This window comes from Blastococcus sp. SYSU DS0552 (genome assembly GCF_054050815.1).
On sequence record NZ_JBJHAB010000003.1, the window covers coordinates 253,734 to 269,356 of the forward strand.

The 15,623-nt window shown below is 74.1% G+C and carries 16 protein-coding genes and 1 tRNA gene; 8 read left to right on the forward strand and 9 right to left on the reverse strand.

Annotated elements, in window-relative coordinates; translation table 11 throughout:
• Nucleotides 1-6: 6 nt before the first annotated feature.
• Entirely contained in the window at nt 7-1,677 is a 1,671-nt protein-coding gene (gene ettA, locus ACI8AG_RS04840) for an energy-dependent translational throttle protein EttA (RefSeq protein ID WP_456587693.1), read from the reverse strand.
• Nucleotides 1,678-1,777: 100 nt separating this feature from the next.
• Nucleotides 1,778-2,323 carry a single-stranded DNA-binding protein gene (locus ACI8AG_RS04845; RefSeq protein WP_456596132.1) on the reverse strand — a complete coding sequence of 182 codons (546 nt, stop codon included), beginning with the start codon at nt 2,321-2,323 and terminating at the stop codon, nt 1,778-1,780.
• A gap of 188 nt (nt 2,324-2,511) precedes the next feature.
• On the opposite strand from ACI8AG_RS04845, the gene ACI8AG_RS04850 reads away from it, so the two are divergent.
• The 3 genes from ACI8AG_RS04850 (at nt 2,512) to ACI8AG_RS04860 (ending at nt 3,517) form a co-directional block, all read left to right on the forward strand.
• A tRNA-Arg gene (locus tag ACI8AG_RS04850) sits at nt 2,512-2,584 on the forward strand.
• Between the two features lie 88 nt (nt 2,585-2,672).
• Nucleotides 2,673-3,194 carry a DinB family protein gene (locus ACI8AG_RS04855; RefSeq protein ID WP_456596133.1) on the forward strand — a complete coding sequence of 174 codons (522 nt, stop codon included), beginning with the start codon at nt 2,673-2,675 and terminating at the stop codon, nt 3,192-3,194.
• Nucleotides 3,195-3,274: 80 nt separating this feature from the next.
• Nucleotides 3,275-3,517, forward strand: a complete 243-nt coding sequence (locus ACI8AG_RS04860) for a hypothetical protein (protein WP_456596134.1) — start codon at nt 3,275-3,277, stop codon at nt 3,515-3,517.
• 9 nt (nt 3,518-3,526) lie between these two features.
• On the opposite strand, the gene ACI8AG_RS04865 is transcribed toward ACI8AG_RS04860, so the two are convergent.
• Complete coding sequence (locus tag ACI8AG_RS04865; protein WP_456596135.1) at nt 3,527-4,240, reverse strand: NUDIX hydrolase; 714 nt, start codon at nt 4,238-4,240, stop codon at nt 3,527-3,529.
• A 64-nt stretch (nt 4,241-4,304) separates the two neighbouring features.
• On the opposite strand from ACI8AG_RS04865, the gene nadA reads away from it, so the two are divergent.
• Genes nadA through nadC form a run of 3 tightly spaced genes read left to right on the forward strand, consistent with a single transcriptional unit; the run spans nt 4,305 to nt 7,911 of the window.
• Complete coding sequence (nadA, locus tag ACI8AG_RS04870) at nt 4,305-5,318, forward strand: quinolinate synthase NadA (RefSeq protein WP_456596136.1); 1,014 nt, start codon at nt 4,305-4,307, stop codon at nt 5,316-5,318.
• Nucleotides 5,315-7,015 (forward strand): L-aspartate oxidase, encoded by a 1,701-nt coding sequence (locus ACI8AG_RS04875; RefSeq protein ID WP_456596137.1) that lies wholly within the window; start codon nt 5,315-5,317, stop codon nt 7,013-7,015. The genes nadA and ACI8AG_RS04875 overlap by 4 nt, the downstream gene beginning before the upstream one ends.
• Nucleotides 7,012-7,911 (forward strand): carboxylating nicotinate-nucleotide diphosphorylase, encoded by a 900-nt coding sequence (gene nadC, locus ACI8AG_RS04880; protein ID WP_456596138.1) that lies wholly within the window; start codon nt 7,012-7,014, stop codon nt 7,909-7,911. Before ACI8AG_RS04875 ends, nadC begins: the two co-directional genes overlap by 4 nt.
• Nucleotides 7,912-7,992: 81 nt before the next feature.
• Here the strand turns inward: nadC and ACI8AG_RS04885 are convergent, their stop codons facing one another.
• Together ACI8AG_RS04885 and ACI8AG_RS04890 are read right to left on the reverse strand one after the other, a co-directional pair.
• On the reverse strand, nt 7,993-8,625 hold the full coding sequence (locus ACI8AG_RS04885; RefSeq protein ID WP_456596139.1) for a hypothetical protein: 633 nt from the start codon (nt 8,623-8,625) through the stop codon (nt 7,993-7,995).
• 161 nt (nt 8,626-8,786) lie between these two features.
• Nucleotides 8,787-9,821 carry an LLM class flavin-dependent oxidoreductase gene (locus tag ACI8AG_RS04890; RefSeq protein ID WP_456596140.1) on the reverse strand — a complete coding sequence of 345 codons (1,035 nt, stop codon included), beginning with the start codon at nt 9,819-9,821 and terminating at the stop codon, nt 8,787-8,789.
• Nucleotides 9,822-10,018: 197 nt separating this feature from the next.
• On the opposite strand from ACI8AG_RS04890, the gene ACI8AG_RS04895 reads away from it, so the two are divergent.
• Nucleotides 10,019-11,950: a putative bifunctional diguanylate cyclase/phosphodiesterase gene (locus tag ACI8AG_RS04895; protein WP_456596141.1), complete on the forward strand. Its 1,932-nt coding sequence runs from the start codon at nt 10,019-10,021 to the stop codon at nt 11,948-11,950.
• Nucleotides 11,951-11,954: 4 nt separating this feature from the next.
• Here the strand turns inward: ACI8AG_RS04895 and ACI8AG_RS04900 are convergent, their stop codons facing one another.
• The 4 genes from ACI8AG_RS04900 to ACI8AG_RS04915 form a co-directional block, all read right to left on the reverse strand.
• Nucleotides 11,955-12,344, reverse strand: coding sequence for a VOC family protein (locus ACI8AG_RS04900; RefSeq protein ID WP_456596165.1), 390 nt, complete (start codon nt 12,342-12,344; stop codon nt 11,955-11,957).
• Nucleotides 12,344-12,640 carry an ArsR/SmtB family transcription factor gene (locus tag ACI8AG_RS04905; protein ID WP_456587710.1) on the reverse strand — a complete coding sequence of 99 codons (297 nt, stop codon included), beginning with the start codon at nt 12,638-12,640 and terminating at the stop codon, nt 12,344-12,346. The genes ACI8AG_RS04900 and ACI8AG_RS04905 overlap by 1 nt, the downstream gene beginning before the upstream one ends.
• A 67-nt stretch (nt 12,641-12,707) precedes the next feature.
• Complete coding sequence (locus tag ACI8AG_RS04910; protein WP_456596142.1) at nt 12,708-13,514, reverse strand: SGNH/GDSL hydrolase family protein; 807 nt, start codon at nt 13,512-13,514, stop codon at nt 12,708-12,710.
• A 136-nt stretch (nt 13,515-13,650) separates the two neighbouring features.
• On the reverse strand, nt 13,651-15,075 hold the full coding sequence (locus tag ACI8AG_RS04915) for a dihydrolipoyl dehydrogenase family protein (protein ID WP_456596143.1): 1,425 nt from the start codon (nt 15,073-15,075) through the stop codon (nt 13,651-13,653).
• Nucleotides 15,076-15,109: 34 nt separating this feature from the next.
• Here ACI8AG_RS04915 and ACI8AG_RS04920 point away from each other — a divergent pair, with 34 nt between their 5' ends.
• The gene (locus tag ACI8AG_RS04920; protein ID WP_456596144.1) at nt 15,110-15,622 is read left to right on the forward strand and encodes a flavin reductase family protein; all 513 of its coding nucleotides are present in this window, start codon (nt 15,110-15,112) and stop codon (nt 15,620-15,622) included.
• Nucleotide 15,623: the final 1 nt, after the last annotated feature.

Consider the following 15,623-nt stretch of genomic DNA (forward strand, 5'->3'; position numbering starts at 1 on the left):
AGGGCCTTAGTCGCGGGTGAGCTTGCGGTAGGTGGCGCGGTGCGGGCGGGCCGCGTCCGGGCCGAGCCGCTCGACCTTGTTCTTCTCGTAGTCGGCGAAGTTGCCCTCGAACCAGAACCACTTCGAGTCGCCCTCGTAGGCGAGGATGTGCGTCGCCACGCGGTCGAGGAACCACCGGTCGTGGCTGACGACGACGGCGCAGCCGGGGAACTCCAGCAGCGCGCCCTCGAGGCTGGTCAGCGTCTCGGTGTCGAGGTCGTTGGTGGGCTCGTCGAGCAGCAGCAGGTTGCCGCCCTGCTTGAGGGTCAGCGCCAGGTTCAGCCGGTTGCGCTCACCGCCGGAGAGCACCCCGGCCGGCTTCTGCTGGTCCGGGCCCTTGAACCCGAACGCGGCGACGTAGGCGCGCGAGGGCATCTCGACGTTGCCGACCTTGATGTGGTCGAGGCCGTCGGAGACAACCTCCCACAGGGTCTTCTTCGGGTCGATGCCGCTGCGGTTCTGCTCCACGTAGGAGAGCTGCACCGTCTCGCCGACCTTGATCTCGCCGTCGTCCGGCTTCTCCTCGCCGACCAGCATCTTGAACAGCGTGGTCTTGCCGACGCCGTTCGGGCCGACGACACCGACGATGCCGTTGCGCGGGAGGGTGAAGGTCAGGTCGTCGATGAGGACGCGGTCGCCGAAGCCCTTGGTGAGGTTCTTCGTCTCGACCACGACGCTGCCCAGCCGCGGGCCCGGCGGGATCTGGATCTCCTCGAAGTCCAGCTTGCGGAACTTCTCGGCCTCGGCGGCCATCTCCTCGTAGCGGGCCAGGCGGGCCTTGCTCTTGGCCTGGCGGGCCTTGGCGCCGGAGCGGACCCACTCCAGCTCCTCCTTGAGGCGCTTCTGCCGCTTGGCGTCCTTTGCTCCTTCGACCTGCAGGCGCGCGGCCTTGGTCTCCAGATAGGTGGAGTAGTTGCCCTCGTAGGGGTACGCCCGGCCCCGGTCGAGCTCGAGGATCCACTGGGCCACGTTGTCCAGGAAGTACCGGTCGTGGGTGACCGCGACGACGGTGCCGGCGTACTTCTCCAGGTGCTGCTCCAGCCAGGCCACGCTCTCGGCGTCGAGGTGGTTGGTCGGCTCGTCCAGCAGCAGCAGGTCGGGCGCCTCGAGCAGCAGCTTGCACAGCGCGACGCGGCGGCGCTCACCACCGGAGAGCACGGTGACGTCGGCGTCGCCCGGCGGGCAGCGCAGCGCGTCCATCGCCTGCTCGATGCGGGCGTCGAGCTCCCAGCCGTCGGAGTTCTCGATGACCTCCATGAGCTCGCCCTGCTCGGCCATCAGCGCGTCGAAGTCGGCGTCGGGCTCGCCCATCGCCGCGCTGACCTCCTCGAAGCGGCGCAGGGCGTCGCGGAGCGGCTTGACCGCCTCCTCCACGTTGCCGCGGACGTCGAGCTCCTCGTTCAGCGGCGGCTCCTGCAGCAGGATGCCGACGGTGGCGTCGGGGGCGAGCGTCGCGTCACCGTTGGAGGGCTGCTGCAGGCCGGCCATGATCTGGAGCACGGTCGACTTGCCGGCCCCGTTGGGACCGACCACGCCGATCTTCGCGCCGGGCAGGAAGGACAGGGTGACGTTGTCGAGGATCACCTTGTCGCCGTGCGCCTTGCGCGCGCGGACCATCGTGTAGATGTACTGAGCCACTGGCTTGCCGAGCCTTCCGTCGTCTCGCGAGCGGGGGCGGGGCCGCGGGTCGCGACCCCACCCCGTACGTTCTCGCCTCCGATCCTCCCAGCCCGGGCAACTAGATGTGCGCGGGCTCCTCCGAGGGATCGAGGTCGTCCACCGAGGACAACGTCTCGTCGTCCCCCACGTAGTCCCGTCCCGCCCGCAACTCCTCGGTCGTCGGGTACGCCTCGGCCGGTTCGTCGGCCTCCGGGTGCAGCTCACCGGTCGCGGTGTCGACGCCATCCCTGCCCTCCAGGGCTCGCTCCGACCGGTCGCGCCGGAACGCGGCCCTGCCCCGGGTGAGGTCGTGGCCGACCTCGAAGGCCTTGATCTGCGGCTTGCTCCGGCGACCTGTGTCGGAGTCCCAGCTGTGCGTGGTGATCGCGCCCCGGACGATGACCGGGTCGCCCTTGCTCACCGAGGCCGAGACGTTGCCGCTCAGCGTGTTCCAGCACTCCACGTCGATCCAGAAGGTGCCGGAGTCGACGTACTGCCCGCTGCCGGAGTCGTAGCGGCGGGCGGTGGAGGCCATGCGGAAGTTGGTCACCGCGCCGTTCTGCGTGGTCTTGCGGCGCGGGTCGTCGGCGACGTTGCCGACGACGGTGACGATGGTGTCGTTCACGGTGCTCCTCGGAGGGTGCTGCGCCGGGTGGCGCGACCGGCGCGGTGCCGGTGTGCCGTCGACCCTCACCGCCCGCCGGGGACCGGAGCAGGCCTTTCCCGGAACTGTGGACACGCCTGCCCCTTGTGGACGACCCCGCACCCGGGCGCGGTCCCCCGCGAGCGGGGCGGTGCGATGATCGGTCGCGAGCGCCCGTAGCTCAGCGGATAGAGCAGGTGCCTTCTAAGCACTTGGTCGCAGGTTCGATCCCTGCCGGGCGCGCCGCCGGTCGGCCTTCTCGTCACTCCCCTGCTGCAGGATGCGCGCTGCCGGCTCCCCACCGGGTGCCCGACCGCAGGAGATGGTGACCATGGCGCCTCCCGACCACCGCACCGAGCCGCCGCTGACCGGCGACGAGGTCACGCTGCTGACCGGTTTCCTGGAGTTCCACCGGCAGACGCTGCAGTGGAAGTGCGCCGGCCTGACCCCTGAGCAGCTGGCCACGCGGGCGCTTCCCAGCTCCGAGCTCACGTTGCTGGGCATGGTCCGCCACCTCGCGGCGGTGGAGACCGGCTGGCTCGTCGGCTTCGGCGGCCTGCCGCACGACCTGTGGCCCGACGTCGTCCGCGACCGCCACGAGCAGTGGCGCGTCGACCCCGGGGCCGTCACTGCGGACGACGTGACCGCGGCCTGGACGACCTGGCGGGCGGCGGCCGACGCGGTCGGCGAGGTGGCCCGCCGGCTGCCGCTGGACACCGAGGACCGGCCGTGGGGCCGCGAGGACGCGTTCTCGCTCCGCTGGATCCTCCTCCACCTGATCGAGGAGTACGCCCGGCACAACGGCCACGCCGACCTGATCCGCGAGGCCCTGGACGGCGCCACCGGCGAGTGACCCGACCGCGGGGCTCCGAGGAACGGGCACCCCGTGCGGCGGGCTGTTGGAGCGCCGGGCGGCCGGGTAGGGGGGCGGGCATGGCGACGAACGGGACGACGACGCTGGAGGTCCACGAGGCCGGGTTCGACGGGACCGTGACCATCGAGCACGGCACCGTCCGGGTGACCGGGACCCGCCCGCAGGACGGGGCCGCCGTGGTCAAGGACGTGCCCGCCGACCGGGACCCCGAGCTGACCCGGCTGGTCGAGCGCGCCATCGGCGGGGACACCGGGGTGGCCGGACAGCTGCTGGCCCACGTCGGCGTGACCGACCCGGCCTGAGCCGGCCGGTCAGCGGGGCGCGGGCGGCTTCAGGACGGCGAACGGATCGGTGACCTCCAGCCCCGACGTGACGAAGCGGTAGAGCGCCGCGGGGCGGCCCCCCGCCCGGCCGGGCGCCGCGAGCTCGCCGGTCGGCTCCAGCACGCCGCGGCGCAGCAGCACCCGCTGCAGGTTGGTCGCGGTCACCTCGTAGCCGAGCGCGGCGACGTAGATCTCGCGCAGCTCGGCGACGGTGAACGTCGGCGGGGCGAGCGCGAAACCGACGTTGGTGTACGAGAGCTTCGCCCGCAGCCGCTCCAGGGCCGATCCGACGATCGAGCCGTGGTCGAAGGCCGTCCCCGGCAGCGCGTCGACCGGGTGCCAGGCGGTGTCCTCGGGCAGCACCGGGTCCAGGTCGCCCGGGATCAGGCCGAGGTAGGCGGTCGCCACGGTGCGGCTGCGCGGGTCGCGGTGCGGGTCGCTGCGGGTCTCCAGCTGTTCCAGGTGCGCGAGCTGGGCGACCTCCACCTTCGACGCGAGCTGCCGACCGACCGATGCGCCGAGCGTCTCCTCCGGCAGCAGCGGCCCGCCTGGCAACGCCCAGGAACCGGCGAACGGCTCCTTGGCCCGGTGCCAGAGCATCACGTGCAGGCGCGCGCTCCGGACCTGCAACACCACCGCGAGCGCCTGGTGCGGATAGGCCGGCCGCTCGGGCGAGGACCAGACGGACGTCACGAATTCCATGCTAGGTTTCTGGGCAGAGGTTTTCGCCTGATAGTCCGAAACCCCCACTCCTCCGGAGGTCCCGGTGACCGCAACGCTCCCCGCTCCCACCACCGCGCAGTGGACGCCGGAGCAGTGGCAGGACTGGCGCGACGAGGTCCGCCGGCTGGCCGCCGAGCGCGACGCCGTCGTCCTCGCGCACAACTACCAGGCCGCCCCGATCCAGGACGTCGCCGACCACGTGGGCGACTCCCTCGCCCTGTCCCGCATCGCCGCGGCCAGCACCGCGAGCACGATCGTCTTCGCCGGCGTCCACTTCATGGCCGAGACGGCGAAGATCCTCAGCCCCGAGAAGACCGTGCTGGTGCCCGACGCCGCCGCCGGCTGCTCGCTGGCCGACACGATCACCGCCGACCAGCTCCGCGCATGGAAGGCCGAGCACCCGGGCGCCGCCGTCGTCTCGTACGTGAACACCACCGCCGAGGTGAAGGCGGAGACCGACATCTGCTGCACCTCCTCCAACGCCGTCGAGGTCGTGGACTCGATCCCCGCCGACCGCGAGGTGCTCTTCCTCCCCGACCAGTTCCTCGGCGCGCACGTCCAGCGGGTCACCGGCCGGCAGAACATGCGCATCTGGATGGGCGAGTGCCACGTGCACGCCGGCATCTCCCCCACCGACCTGCGGCAGAGCATCGAGGACGCGCCCGACGCCGAGGTGCTCGTGCACCCCGAGTGCGGCTGCGCCACGAGCGCGCTCTGGATGGTCGGCCAGGGCGACCTGCCGTCGGACCGGGTGCACGTCCTCTCCACCGGCGCGATGCTCGACCAGGCGAAGCGGACGACGGCGAAGCGCGTGCTGGTCGCCACCGAGATCGGCATGCTGCACCAGCTGCGCCAGGCCAACCCGGCCGCCGCCTTCGAGGCGGTCAACCCGCGCGCCGAGTGCCCCTACATGAAGATGTCGACGCCGGAGAAGCTGCTGCGCGCGCTGCGCGAGGGCCGCGACGAGGTCACCGTCGACCCGGAGATCGCCGCTCGCGCGCGGTCGGCCGTCGAGGCGATGATCGGCCTCGGCACCCCGTCGCTGGTCGGCGAGTGACGGTGGGGCCCCGCCGCACCGCGCCGGTCGCCCCCGCCGTCGTCCCGGCCCTCCCCCTGCCGGAACCGGGCTGGTCCCGCACCACGGAGGTCGCGGTGGTCGGCAGCGGCGCCGCCGGGCTGATGACCGCGCTCGCCGTGGCCGAGGCAGGACGCCGGGTCGCCGTCGTCACCAAGGGCCCGCTCGGCGCCGGCAGCACCCGCTGGGCGCAGGGCGGCCTGGCGGCGGTGCTCGGTACCGACGACGACGCCGCACTGCACCTGCGGGACACGCTCACCGCCGGGGCGGGGCTGTGCGACGAGGCGGCGGTGGCCGCGCTCGTCGCCGAGGCCCCGGCCGCGGTCCGCCTGCTGCAGCACCTCGGGGCGCGGCTCGACGTGGATTCGCACGGCGCCCCGGCGCTGACCCGGGAGGGCGGGCACAGCCGTGACCGGATCGTGCACGCCGGTGGTGACGCCAGCGGCGCCGAGGTGACGCGCACACTGGTCGAGGCGCTGGGCGCGGCGGGCGTGGAGGTGCTCGAGCACACGGTCGCGCTCGACGCGCTGCGGGCCGCGAGCGGTGAGGTCGTCGGCCTGCGGGTCGCCCGGGTCGGGGACGACGGCGCCCTCGTCGACGCCGGTGACCTGCGCGCGCACGCCGTCGTCCTCGCGACCGGCGGCTACGGGCAGGCCTACGCCGCCGCCACCAGCCCCGCGGGCACGACCGGCGACGGGCTGGCGCTCGCGCTGCGCGCCGGCGCCGAGGTCGCCGACGTCGAGATGGTGCAGTTCCACCCCACCGTGCTCTGGCAGGGGCCCGAGGCCCACGGCCAGCAGGTGCTCATCTCCGAGGCGGTGCGCGGCGAGGGCGCCGTGCTCGTCGACGGCGTGGGACGCCCGATCATGACCGGCGCCCACCCGCTGGCCGACCTCGCGCCCCGCGACGTCGTCTCGGCCACCATCGCCGCCCACCTGGCCGCCACTGGCGAGGACTGCGTCTTCCTCGACGCGACGGACCTCGGGGCCGGCTTCCTGGAGCGCCGGTTCCCCGGCATCCTCCGCGCCTGCCGGGAGGCCGGGGTTGACCCGGCCACCGAGCCGGTGCCGGTGGCCCCGGGCGCCCACTACACCTGCGGCGGCGTGCTCGCCGACCTCGACGGCCGCACCGGCGTCCCGGGGCTCTTCGCCGTGGGCGAGGTCGCCTGCACCGGTGTGCACGGTGCGAACCGGCTGGCGTCGAACTCGATCACCGAGGGGCTGGTCGCCGCCCGCCGCTGCGCGGAGCTGCTCGACACCACGCTCCCCGCGGGCACCCCCGCCACCCCCGCCTCCCCCCGCGCCCTGGCGACCGGTGCGGTGGACCCCGCGTCGCGTGCGGCCATCGGTGCGGCCACCAGCCGGCACGCCGGGGTGGTCCGCACCGCCGACGGCCTGACCGAGCTCACCGGCACGCTGGCCGCCGCGCCCCGCCTGCCCGCCGGCCGGCCGCTCGACCTGGCCGCCGTCGAGGCGACCGCGGTGCACACGGTCGCCACCCTGCTGGCCACCGCGGCGCTCGCCCGCCCGGAGAGCCGCGGCTGCCACCGGCGCGCCGACGCCCCCGGCACCCGGCCCGAGTGGCAGCTGCGGCTGGCCCACCGCGTCGACGCCTCCGGCCACCTGCACACCCGCACCGTGCCGCTGACCGCGGCCGATCAGACCCAGGGAGTGGCATGACCGGCACCGAGTGGCACCCGCTGCGACCGGAGCTGGCCGATCTCCTCCGCGACGGCGGTCTGGACCCGACGGCCGTGGAGCGGGTGATCCGCCGGGCGTTGGACGAGGACCTGGCGCTCGGCCCCGACGTCACCACGGCCGCCACGGTGCCGGCCGACGCCCGCGCCTCCGGTGACGTGGTGCCGCGTTCGCCCGGCGTGCTGGCCGGTGTCCCGGTCGCCGCAGCGGTGTTCGCGATCGTCGGCGGGGACGACCTCGCCGTGACGGTGCAGGCCGCCGACGGGATGGCGGCCCGCAGGAACGCCCCCGTGCTCACCGCGACGGGGCCGACCCGGGCGCTGCTGACCGCGGAACGCACTGCCTTGAACCTGGTCGGCCACCTCTCCGGCATCGCCACGATGACCCGGCGCTGGGTCGACGCCGTCGAGGGCACAGGCGCCACCATCCGCGACACCCGCAAGACGCTGCCCGGGCTGCGCGTGCTCGAGAAGTACGCCGTCCGCTGCGGCGGCGGGGTCAACCACCGCATGGCCCTGGGCGACGCCGCCCTGGTCAAGGACAACCACGTGGCGGCGGCGGGCGGCATCGCAGCGGCGGTGGAGGCGGTCCGGGCGCACTCCCCAGAGATCCCGCTGGAGGTCGAGTGCGACACCCTCGACCAGGTGCGCGAGGCGATCGACGCCGGCGTCCAGCTGGTGCTGCTCGACAACTTCTCCCTCGCCGACACCCGCGCCGCGGTCGAGCTGGTGCGGGGTACGGGTGTCCGGCTGGAGGCCAGCGGCGGGCTGTCGCTGGAGCGGGCTCCCGAGGTCGCGGCGACCTGCGTCAACTACCTCGCCGTCGGCGCACTCACGCACAGCGCCCCGGTACTCGACCTCGGCTTCGACCTGCGCTGACCCGCTGCCCCGGCCGCCGCTCCGGGGGTGTTCCTCGCGCCTCGGGAGTCGTGCAGCACCCCCAGAGCGCGGGCAGCACCCTTAGAGCGGCTCGCGGGCGGGGTGCTCAACGAGGAATCGGCGGGCCCGCCGCTCGTTGCGGAGCACCAGCGGGAGGAGCACGGCCATGCCGAGGGCCATCACCACGACCAGGCCCAGGCGCCAGGGCGACGGCGAGCCGATGAACTGCCCGACGAACATGAGCAGCAGGCCGAGCTGGAGGATCAGCAGCCACCGCTGAGCGGTCAGCCGCTCGGCCAGGTGGCGTACCAGGGGCACGTGCGTCGGATCGACCGGCACGCTGCCGCGCAACTCCTGCAGGAGCAGCTTCTGCTGTCGACGGTCCAGCACCGTCAGGGGGCTGCGTAGGCCGCCGAGCCGACGGGTGGCACGCCACTGCCCGATCGCGCCGACCGCCACGAGCACCCACGCGGACGTGGCGGCGACGAGCGCTGCGATCTCCTGCCAGAGCGGTTCGTCCTCCGTCGCGGACGGCTCGTCGCCCGCCCACACAGCCACCGTGAAGGCGAGCGCCACGCACAGCACGAGCAGGGCCGCCACCAGCAGGACGACGAGCCGGCGTCCCCGGCGGACGCGCGCCTCGAGCGCCTCGGACGGCAGCCCGTCGAGAATCCGCCGGGCTTCAGTCCAGCGCTCGGCATCGGTGGTGGGCACCCGCAGAGTCTGATGTGGAACCGGCACCGACGCGCCCGCCTCCAGCGGATTCCACCGGGCGGGTGACGCCGCCCGACGTCAGCCGTTGTCGACACGTGGTGGTGTCGCCAGGCCGGAAGACGACGAGTCGACACGGACGCCGCCGGGGCGGGCCTGCGGCGCTACCGCGAGTCCGGGTGCACCCAGCCGATCGCGGGCGCGACGTGCTCGACGATGGTCCGCAGCAGGTGGGCGTTGTACTCGACGCCCAGCATGTTCGGCACGGTGAGCAGAAGGCTGTCGGCCTCGCGGACGGCGGCGTCCTTGGCCAGCTCCTCGGCGAGCACGTCGGGCTCACCGGTGTAGCTCTTGCCGAAGCGGGCGCGGACGCCCTCGAGGATGCCGACCTGGTCCTCGCCCTCACGGCCGCCGCCGAAGTACTGCCGGTCCAGGTCGCTGGTGATCGGCAGCACGCTGCGGCTCACCGAGACGCGCGGCTCGCGCTCCCACCCAGCCGCGGCCCAGGCGGCGCGGTAGCGGGCGATCTGCTCGGCCTGCAGCTCGTCGAAGGGGACGCCGGTGTCCTCGACCAGCAGCGTGGAGCTCATCAGGTTCAGCCCCTGCCGCGCCGTCCACTCCGCCGTCGCGCGGGTGCCCGAACCCCACCAGATGCGGTCGGCCAGCCCCGGCGACGGCGGCTGGATCGCGAGCTTCCCCGTCGCGCCACCGGTCATCCGCGGGTCGGCGTCCACCACCGGCTGCCCGTTGATCGCCGCGAGGAACAGCGCGGTCTTCTGCCGTGCCAGCTCGGCGTCGGTACTGCCCTCGGCCGGCACGTACCCGAACGCCTCGGACCCGCGCAGCGCCGTCTCCGGCGACCCCCGGCTGACGCCCAGCTGCAGCCGGCCGTCGGCGAGCAGGTCAGTCGCCGCCGCCTCCTCGGCCATGTAGAGCGGGTTCTCGTAGCGCATGTCGATGACGCCGGTACCGAGCTCGATCCGGCTGGTGCGGGCCGCCATCGCGGCCAGCAGCGGGAAGGGCGAGGCGAGCTGGCGGGCGAAGTGGTGCACCCGCACGTAGGCGCCGTCGAGCCCCAGCTCCTCGGCGGCCACCGCGAGCTCCACGCTCTGCACGAGGGCGTCCCGCCCGGTGCGCACCTGCGAGCCCGGGATGGGCTGCCAGTGCCCGAAGGACAGGAAGCCGATCCGCTTGTCCACGACTGGTCCTTTCGTCGATGTCTGCTCCAGCAGCGCTCGGAGACCGGTCCCGATTCCCGTGCCCTGTGGCAGATCACCGCAGCGGGCGCGATGGGTGGGACGGGTGAGCCCTCATGCGACGGAGTGTGACGGGACGATCACGACTCTCCGTGAACCGGTTCCGTCACTTCTCGCCTGCGATGCGTGACGCTGTCCGGGTGAGCCTCCCCGCACCCGAGATGCCCCGGTCCCCGGGCACGCCCGGCGGTGGCGCCGGGCAGCGCTTGCGGGCGATCGACACGCTGCTCGCCGACCGGGGCCAGCTGTTCCAGGCCTTGTTCCTCGGCGCTCCGATCGCCAAGGCCCTCGTCGACCTCGACGGGCACGTGCTGGTCGCCAATCCGCGGATGTGCGCCCTCACCGGCCGCACAGCCGAGAACCTGGCCGGCCGGCACATCGACCTGCTGGCCCACCCCGACGACCCCCCGGTGGGCGACCTCGGCCTGGAGCCCGGCCCGGGTGAACCCGCGCTCGACCCGAACCTGCTGCTCGACGGCGAGCGCCGGCTGCGCCGCTCCGACGGCACGGAACTGTGGGTGGTCCAGTCCCACGAGGTGGTGCGGCAGAACAACGGCACGGCGCAGTTCGTCGTCCTCTCGCTGGTCGACGTCACCGACCGCCGCCGCGCGGAGGAGGATGCCGTCCGGCGCGCGTTCATGGACCCGCTCACTGGCCTGCCCAACCGCCGCGCCCTCACCGACCGGCTGCGGCACGCCGTGGCGCTCTCCCGGCGCCGGGGCCTGCAGGTCGGCCTGGTGCACCTCAACATCGACCGGTTCCAGGCGGTCAACGACGCCCTCGGCCACGAGGCCGGCGACCTGCTGCTCAGCCAGTTCGCCGACCGGCTGCGCTGGAGCACCCGCGTCGAGGACACCGCCGTGCGCCTGGGCGCCGACGAGTTCCTCGTCGTCGCCGAGGACGTCGAGGACCTCGACGGGCTGCGCGCCCTGGCCGACCGCCTGCTGAGCGTGCTCGACGAGCCCTTCGTGGTGAACGGCCGGGAGATCACCCTCTCGGCCAGCGTGGGCCTCACGCTCGGCGCCGACATGACCCCCGACGACCTGCTCCGTCAGGCGCAGAGCGCGCTGACGAAGGCCAAGGCCGACGGCCAGCGTGCCCGCATCGAGGTGCACGAGGGGGCACTCAGCCGCAGCGACGTCGACGCGCTGCAGCTGGAGACCGAGCTGCGGCACGCCCTCGACAACGACGAGCTGCGGCTGTTCTACCAGCCGATCGTGCACCTGGCCGACGAGACGCTGCTCGGCTACGAGGCGCTGATCCGCTGGCAGCACCCCACCCGCGGCCTGCTGCCGCCCGGCGTCTTCCTGGACGTCGCGGAGAACAACCGGCTCACCTCCAAGCTCGGCGCGTGGGTGCTTCGGCGGGCCTGCCTGGACGCCGCCACCTGGACCGACGACCTGCGGGTGCACGTCAACATCTCCGCCCGCCACCTCGCCGAGGACGGCTTCAGCGAGCTGGTCGCCGCCGCGCTGGAGGAGTCCGGCCTGCCGCCGCACCGGCTCGAGCTGGAGATCACCGAGTCGACCGCGCTGTTCGCGGCCGAGGCGACGCTGCACTCGGTCGCCGTCGTCACCGAGCAGGGCGTGACGCTCGCGCTGGACGACTTCGGCACCGGGTACTCGGCGATCACCGCGCTGCACCGGCTGCCCATCCACACGGTGAAGATCGACCGGTCGTTCGTGGCCGACGTCGTCACCGAGCCCTCGACGGCGGCGCTCGTGCACGGGCTGCTGCAGCTCGGCCGCGGCATGGGCCTGCAGGTCATCGCCGAGGGCATCGAGGACCTCGACCAGGCCGCCTGGCTGCTCGACCACGGGTGCGCCATGGCGCAGGGCTACGCGTTCGGCCGCCCGGCGCCGCTACCCAACCCGGCGGAGGTGCTCATCGGCGAGGTCACCGAGACCCCGGCCGAGGACGTCGCCGGGGAGCTGCTGCCCGAGCCGCCGGCGCCGCTCCCGCTCCCCCGGCAGCGGCCGCCCTCGACCCCGCAGGGGCACGACGTCACCGACACCGGCCGATTGTCGGCCCGCACGCTCTTCGACGAGCTCGCCGACCCCGACGAGGACTAGGTCCTCACTGCTTCATGGCGGCGAGCTGGATCAGGTTGCCGCAGGTGTCGTCGAGGACGGCGGTGACCACCGGCCCGAGGTCGGTGGCGTCCTGGGTGAACTCCACACCCAGGCCCTTCAGCCGCTCGACCTCGGCCTGCACGTCGTCGACGGCGAACTGGGTGAACGGGATGCCGTCGGCGACCAACGCCTCCTTGAGCGGGCGTGCCGCGGGGTGGCCGTCGGGCTCCAGCAGCAGCTCGACGCCGTCCGGGTCGGCTGGCGAGACCACGGTGAGCCAGCGCGCCTCGCCGGTGGGCACGTCGGTCTTCTTCACGAACCCCAGCTTCTCGGTGTAGAAGGCGAGCGCCTTCTCCTGGTCGTCGACCCACACGCTGGTGAGGTGGATGCGCATCACGGTGTCGGTTCCTCTCGCTGGATCGGCCACCGCTCGACGATCGAGCGCAGCGGGCCCGTGTCGAGGTGGTGGAACTTGTACCGGCCCTGCCGCCGGGTGCGCACCAGACCGGCCTGCTCCAGCACCGCGAGGTGCTGGGAGATGGCCTGGCGCGAGGAGGCCAGCCCGTGCTTCATGGCCAGCCGGCCGCAGATCTCGAACAGCGTCTGACCGTCCCGGTCGTGCAGCTCGTCGAGGATCGTGCGTCGGGTCGCGTCACCGAGCGCCTTGAACAGCTCCGGGTCCGTGTCCACGGCTCAGTATCAGGCAAGTGCTCACTTGCCTGTCAAGGTCTTTCGTCGTCCGTGCCGGTACGGGGCGTCAGGGACGCGGGAGCGCCAGGGGCACGGGACGCTTGGGCGCCCGGCCGTCACCGGAGGACCGGCCGCGCAGCCGCCGGCCGATCCAGGGGGCCACGAAGCCGCGCACCCAGGCCGCCTCCTCGGCCAGGGCCGCCCGCAGCTCGCGCGGCGGCTGCGGCGGGAGCGGGGTGCGCCAGTCCTCGCCGTCGACCCCGGGAAGGCCCAGCGCCGCAGCGGCGGCCAGCGCCATCCGGCGGTGCCCCTCGTCGGTCAGGTGGATGCGGTCGGTGTCCCAGAGCCGGAAGTCCTGGAGCCACTGCGCCCCCCACTGGTCCAGGACGACGGCGCCCTGGCGGGTGGCGATCGACCAGATGTTGGCGTTGAAGACGGCGATCTTGCCGCGGACCCGCCGCAGGATCGGGGTGTTGCGGGTGTCGACCGCGGTGGCCAGCAGCACGTCGGCGCCCGCGGCGCGGAGGCGGACGACGGCCGCCTCCAGCGTGGCGGCGAGCTGGTCCGGGTCGGCGCCGGGGCGCATCAGGTCGTTCCCGCCGGCGACCAGGCTGACCAGGTCCGGCTCGGCCTCGAGCGCCACCGGCACCTGTTCGTCGACGACCTGGTGCAGCAGCCGGCCCCGGATCGCCAGGTTCGCGTACTCGACGTCGGCGTGCGGCGCCGCGGCCACGAGGTGCTCGGCCAGCCGGTCGGCCCAGCCGCGGAACTCTCCCGGGCGCTCGGGGTCGGGATCGCTCAACCCCTCGGTGAACGAGTCGCCGAGAGCGATGTAGCGGTGCCAAGGGGAACGCGACGAACGGTCGAACTGCACGACGCAACTCCAGCACGGGCGCTGGCGCCGCCGTCGCGGGGGTGCGGCCGCCGCGACCTCCCGCCCCTGCACCGCGGCCGCGAGCCCAGCCGTACGCGCACGGGGCGGTGGCCACGGGGCGGGGGTGACGGGCCGCTCAGCCGCGGTAGGTCTCCAGCAGCCGCAGCCAGATCTCGCTGACCGTCGGGTAGGCCGGAACGGCGTGCCAGAGCCGGGCGATCGGCACCTCGCCGACGACCGCGATCGTCGCCGCGTGCAGCAGCTCGGCAACCGCCGGGCCGACGAAGGTCACGCCCAGCAGCACCTCGCGCTCGGTGTCGACCACCGCGATCGCCGTCCCGGTGTAGCCGTCGGCGAACACCGAGGCGCCCGCGACGCTGCCGATCGGGTACTCGACGACGCGGTGCGGCAGGCCGGCGTCCCGCGCCTCGGCCGCGGTGCGCCCGACGCTGGCCACCTGCGGCGCGGTGAACACCACCGACGGCGTCGCGACGTCGTCTGCGGTGGCCACGAACGGCGACCACGGTGCGGTGTCCACCTCCTCGCCGCGGGCCCGTGCGACGATCGCCGCCCCTGCCTGGCGGGCCTGGTACTTGCCCATGTGGGTGAGCAGCTGCCGGCCGTTGACGTCGCCGACGCCGTAGAGCCAGGGCACCCCCTCGACCTGCAGCGTGGCGTCGACGGGCAGGTACTCCCCCGGCTCCAGCCCGACGGTCTCCACCCCGAGGTCGGTGGTGCGCCCGGCCCGGCCGATCGCGACCAGCACCTCGTCCCCGCGGACCTCGCCGTCCGCCGTCGTCAGCACGACCTCGGTGCCGTCGCGGCGGGCGGCGGTGACCTCCGTGCCCAGCCGCACGTCCACGCCTGCTTCCCGCAGGGCGCCGACGACGGCGTCCCCGGCCTGCGGCTCCAGCCGCGGCAGCAGGCGGTCGCCGCGCTGCAGGACGGTGACCTGTGAGCCCAACGCCTGCCAGGCCGTGGCCATCTCGCAGCCGACGTAGCCGCCACCGAGCACGAGCAGCCGGCCCGGCGCCTCCTTGGCGCTGGTGGCCTCGCGCGGGCCCCACGGGTCGACGTCGGCCAGCCCCTCGATCGGCGGGGTCGCCGCCGCCGACCCGGTGCACACGGCGACCGCGTGGCGGGCCGTCAGCCGGGTCGCGGTCCCGTCCTCGGCGGTGACGACGACAGTTCGCTCGCCGTCGAGCCGGCCGGCGCCCCGCAGCAGGTCGATGCCGGCGCCCTGCACCCACTCGACCTGGCCGGAGTCGTCCCAGTGCGAGGTGAAGGAGTCGCGGCGGGCGAGGGTGGCCGCCACGTCCTGGTCACCGGTGACCGCCTGCCGGGCGCCGTCGACGGCGCGCGCCTCGGCCAGCACCTCGGTGCCGCGCAGCAGCGCCTTGCTCGGCATGCACGCCCAGTACGAGCACTCGCCGCCCACCAGCTCCGGTTCCACCAGGACGGCCGACAGGCCGCCCCGGACGACGATGTCGGCGACGTTCTCCCCGGTGGACCCGGCCCCCAGGACGACGACGTCGTAGGTCCGCTCCGCTGCATCGCTCACCGGCTCATCCTGGTCATGTGGTCGACTGGCCGCCATGCCGGTCGACGCCCGCGAGTTCACCGCCGCCCTGGCCCAGTACGCCGCCGGGGTGTGCCTGCTGACCGTGCAGGACGACATCGACGACGTCGGGACGACGGTCAGCTCGGTCATGAGCGTCTCGGCCGCACCCCCGCTGGTCGCCGTCGGCCTGACCGCAGGCGGCTACCCCGCCGAGGTGCTGGAGGCGGTCGGCCGCTGCGCGCTGACCGTGCTGGCCGCGCCGCACGCCATCGTGGCCTCCCGGTTCGCCTCGGCGGGGCGGCCCAGCGCGCGGCACCTGCTGGAGACCGTGCCGTGGACCCGGGCCGCCGGCAGCGGCGCCATCGTCCTGAGCGAGGCGCCGGCCGCCCTGGACTGCCGCCTGGAACGGCTGGTCGAGGCCGGCGACCACGTGCTGGCGCTGCTGACCGTGGACGACGTGCCGGTGCTCAACCCTGACGCCCGCCCGCTGCTGCGGCTGCGCGGTCGGTTCGTCGACGAGACCGGGGCCCCGGCCGGTCGCGGCTGAG

Coding starts and splice junctions, on each gene's coding strand:
- ACI8AG_RS04855 (WP_456596133.1), top strand. CDS start 2,673: ATGGCGCCTCCCGACCACCGCACCGAGCCGCCGCTGACCGGCGACGAG.
- ACI8AG_RS04860 (WP_456596134.1), top strand. CDS start 3,275: ATGGCGACGAACGGGACGACGACGCTGGAGGTCCACGAGGCCGGGTTC.
- ACI8AG_RS04865 (WP_456596135.1), bottom strand. CDS start 4,240: ATGGAATTCGTGACGTCCGTCTGGTCCTCGCCCGAGCGGCCGGCCTAT.
- nadC (WP_456596138.1), top strand. CDS start 7,012: ATGACCGGCACCGAGTGGCACCCGCTGCGACCGGAGCTGGCCGATCTC.
- ACI8AG_RS04900 (WP_456596165.1), bottom strand. CDS start 12,344: ATGCGCATCCACCTCACCAGCGTGTGGGTCGACGACCAGGAGAAGGCG.
- ACI8AG_RS04920 (WP_456596144.1), top strand. CDS start 15,110: ATGCCGGTCGACGCCCGCGAGTTCACCGCCGCCCTGGCCCAGTACGCC.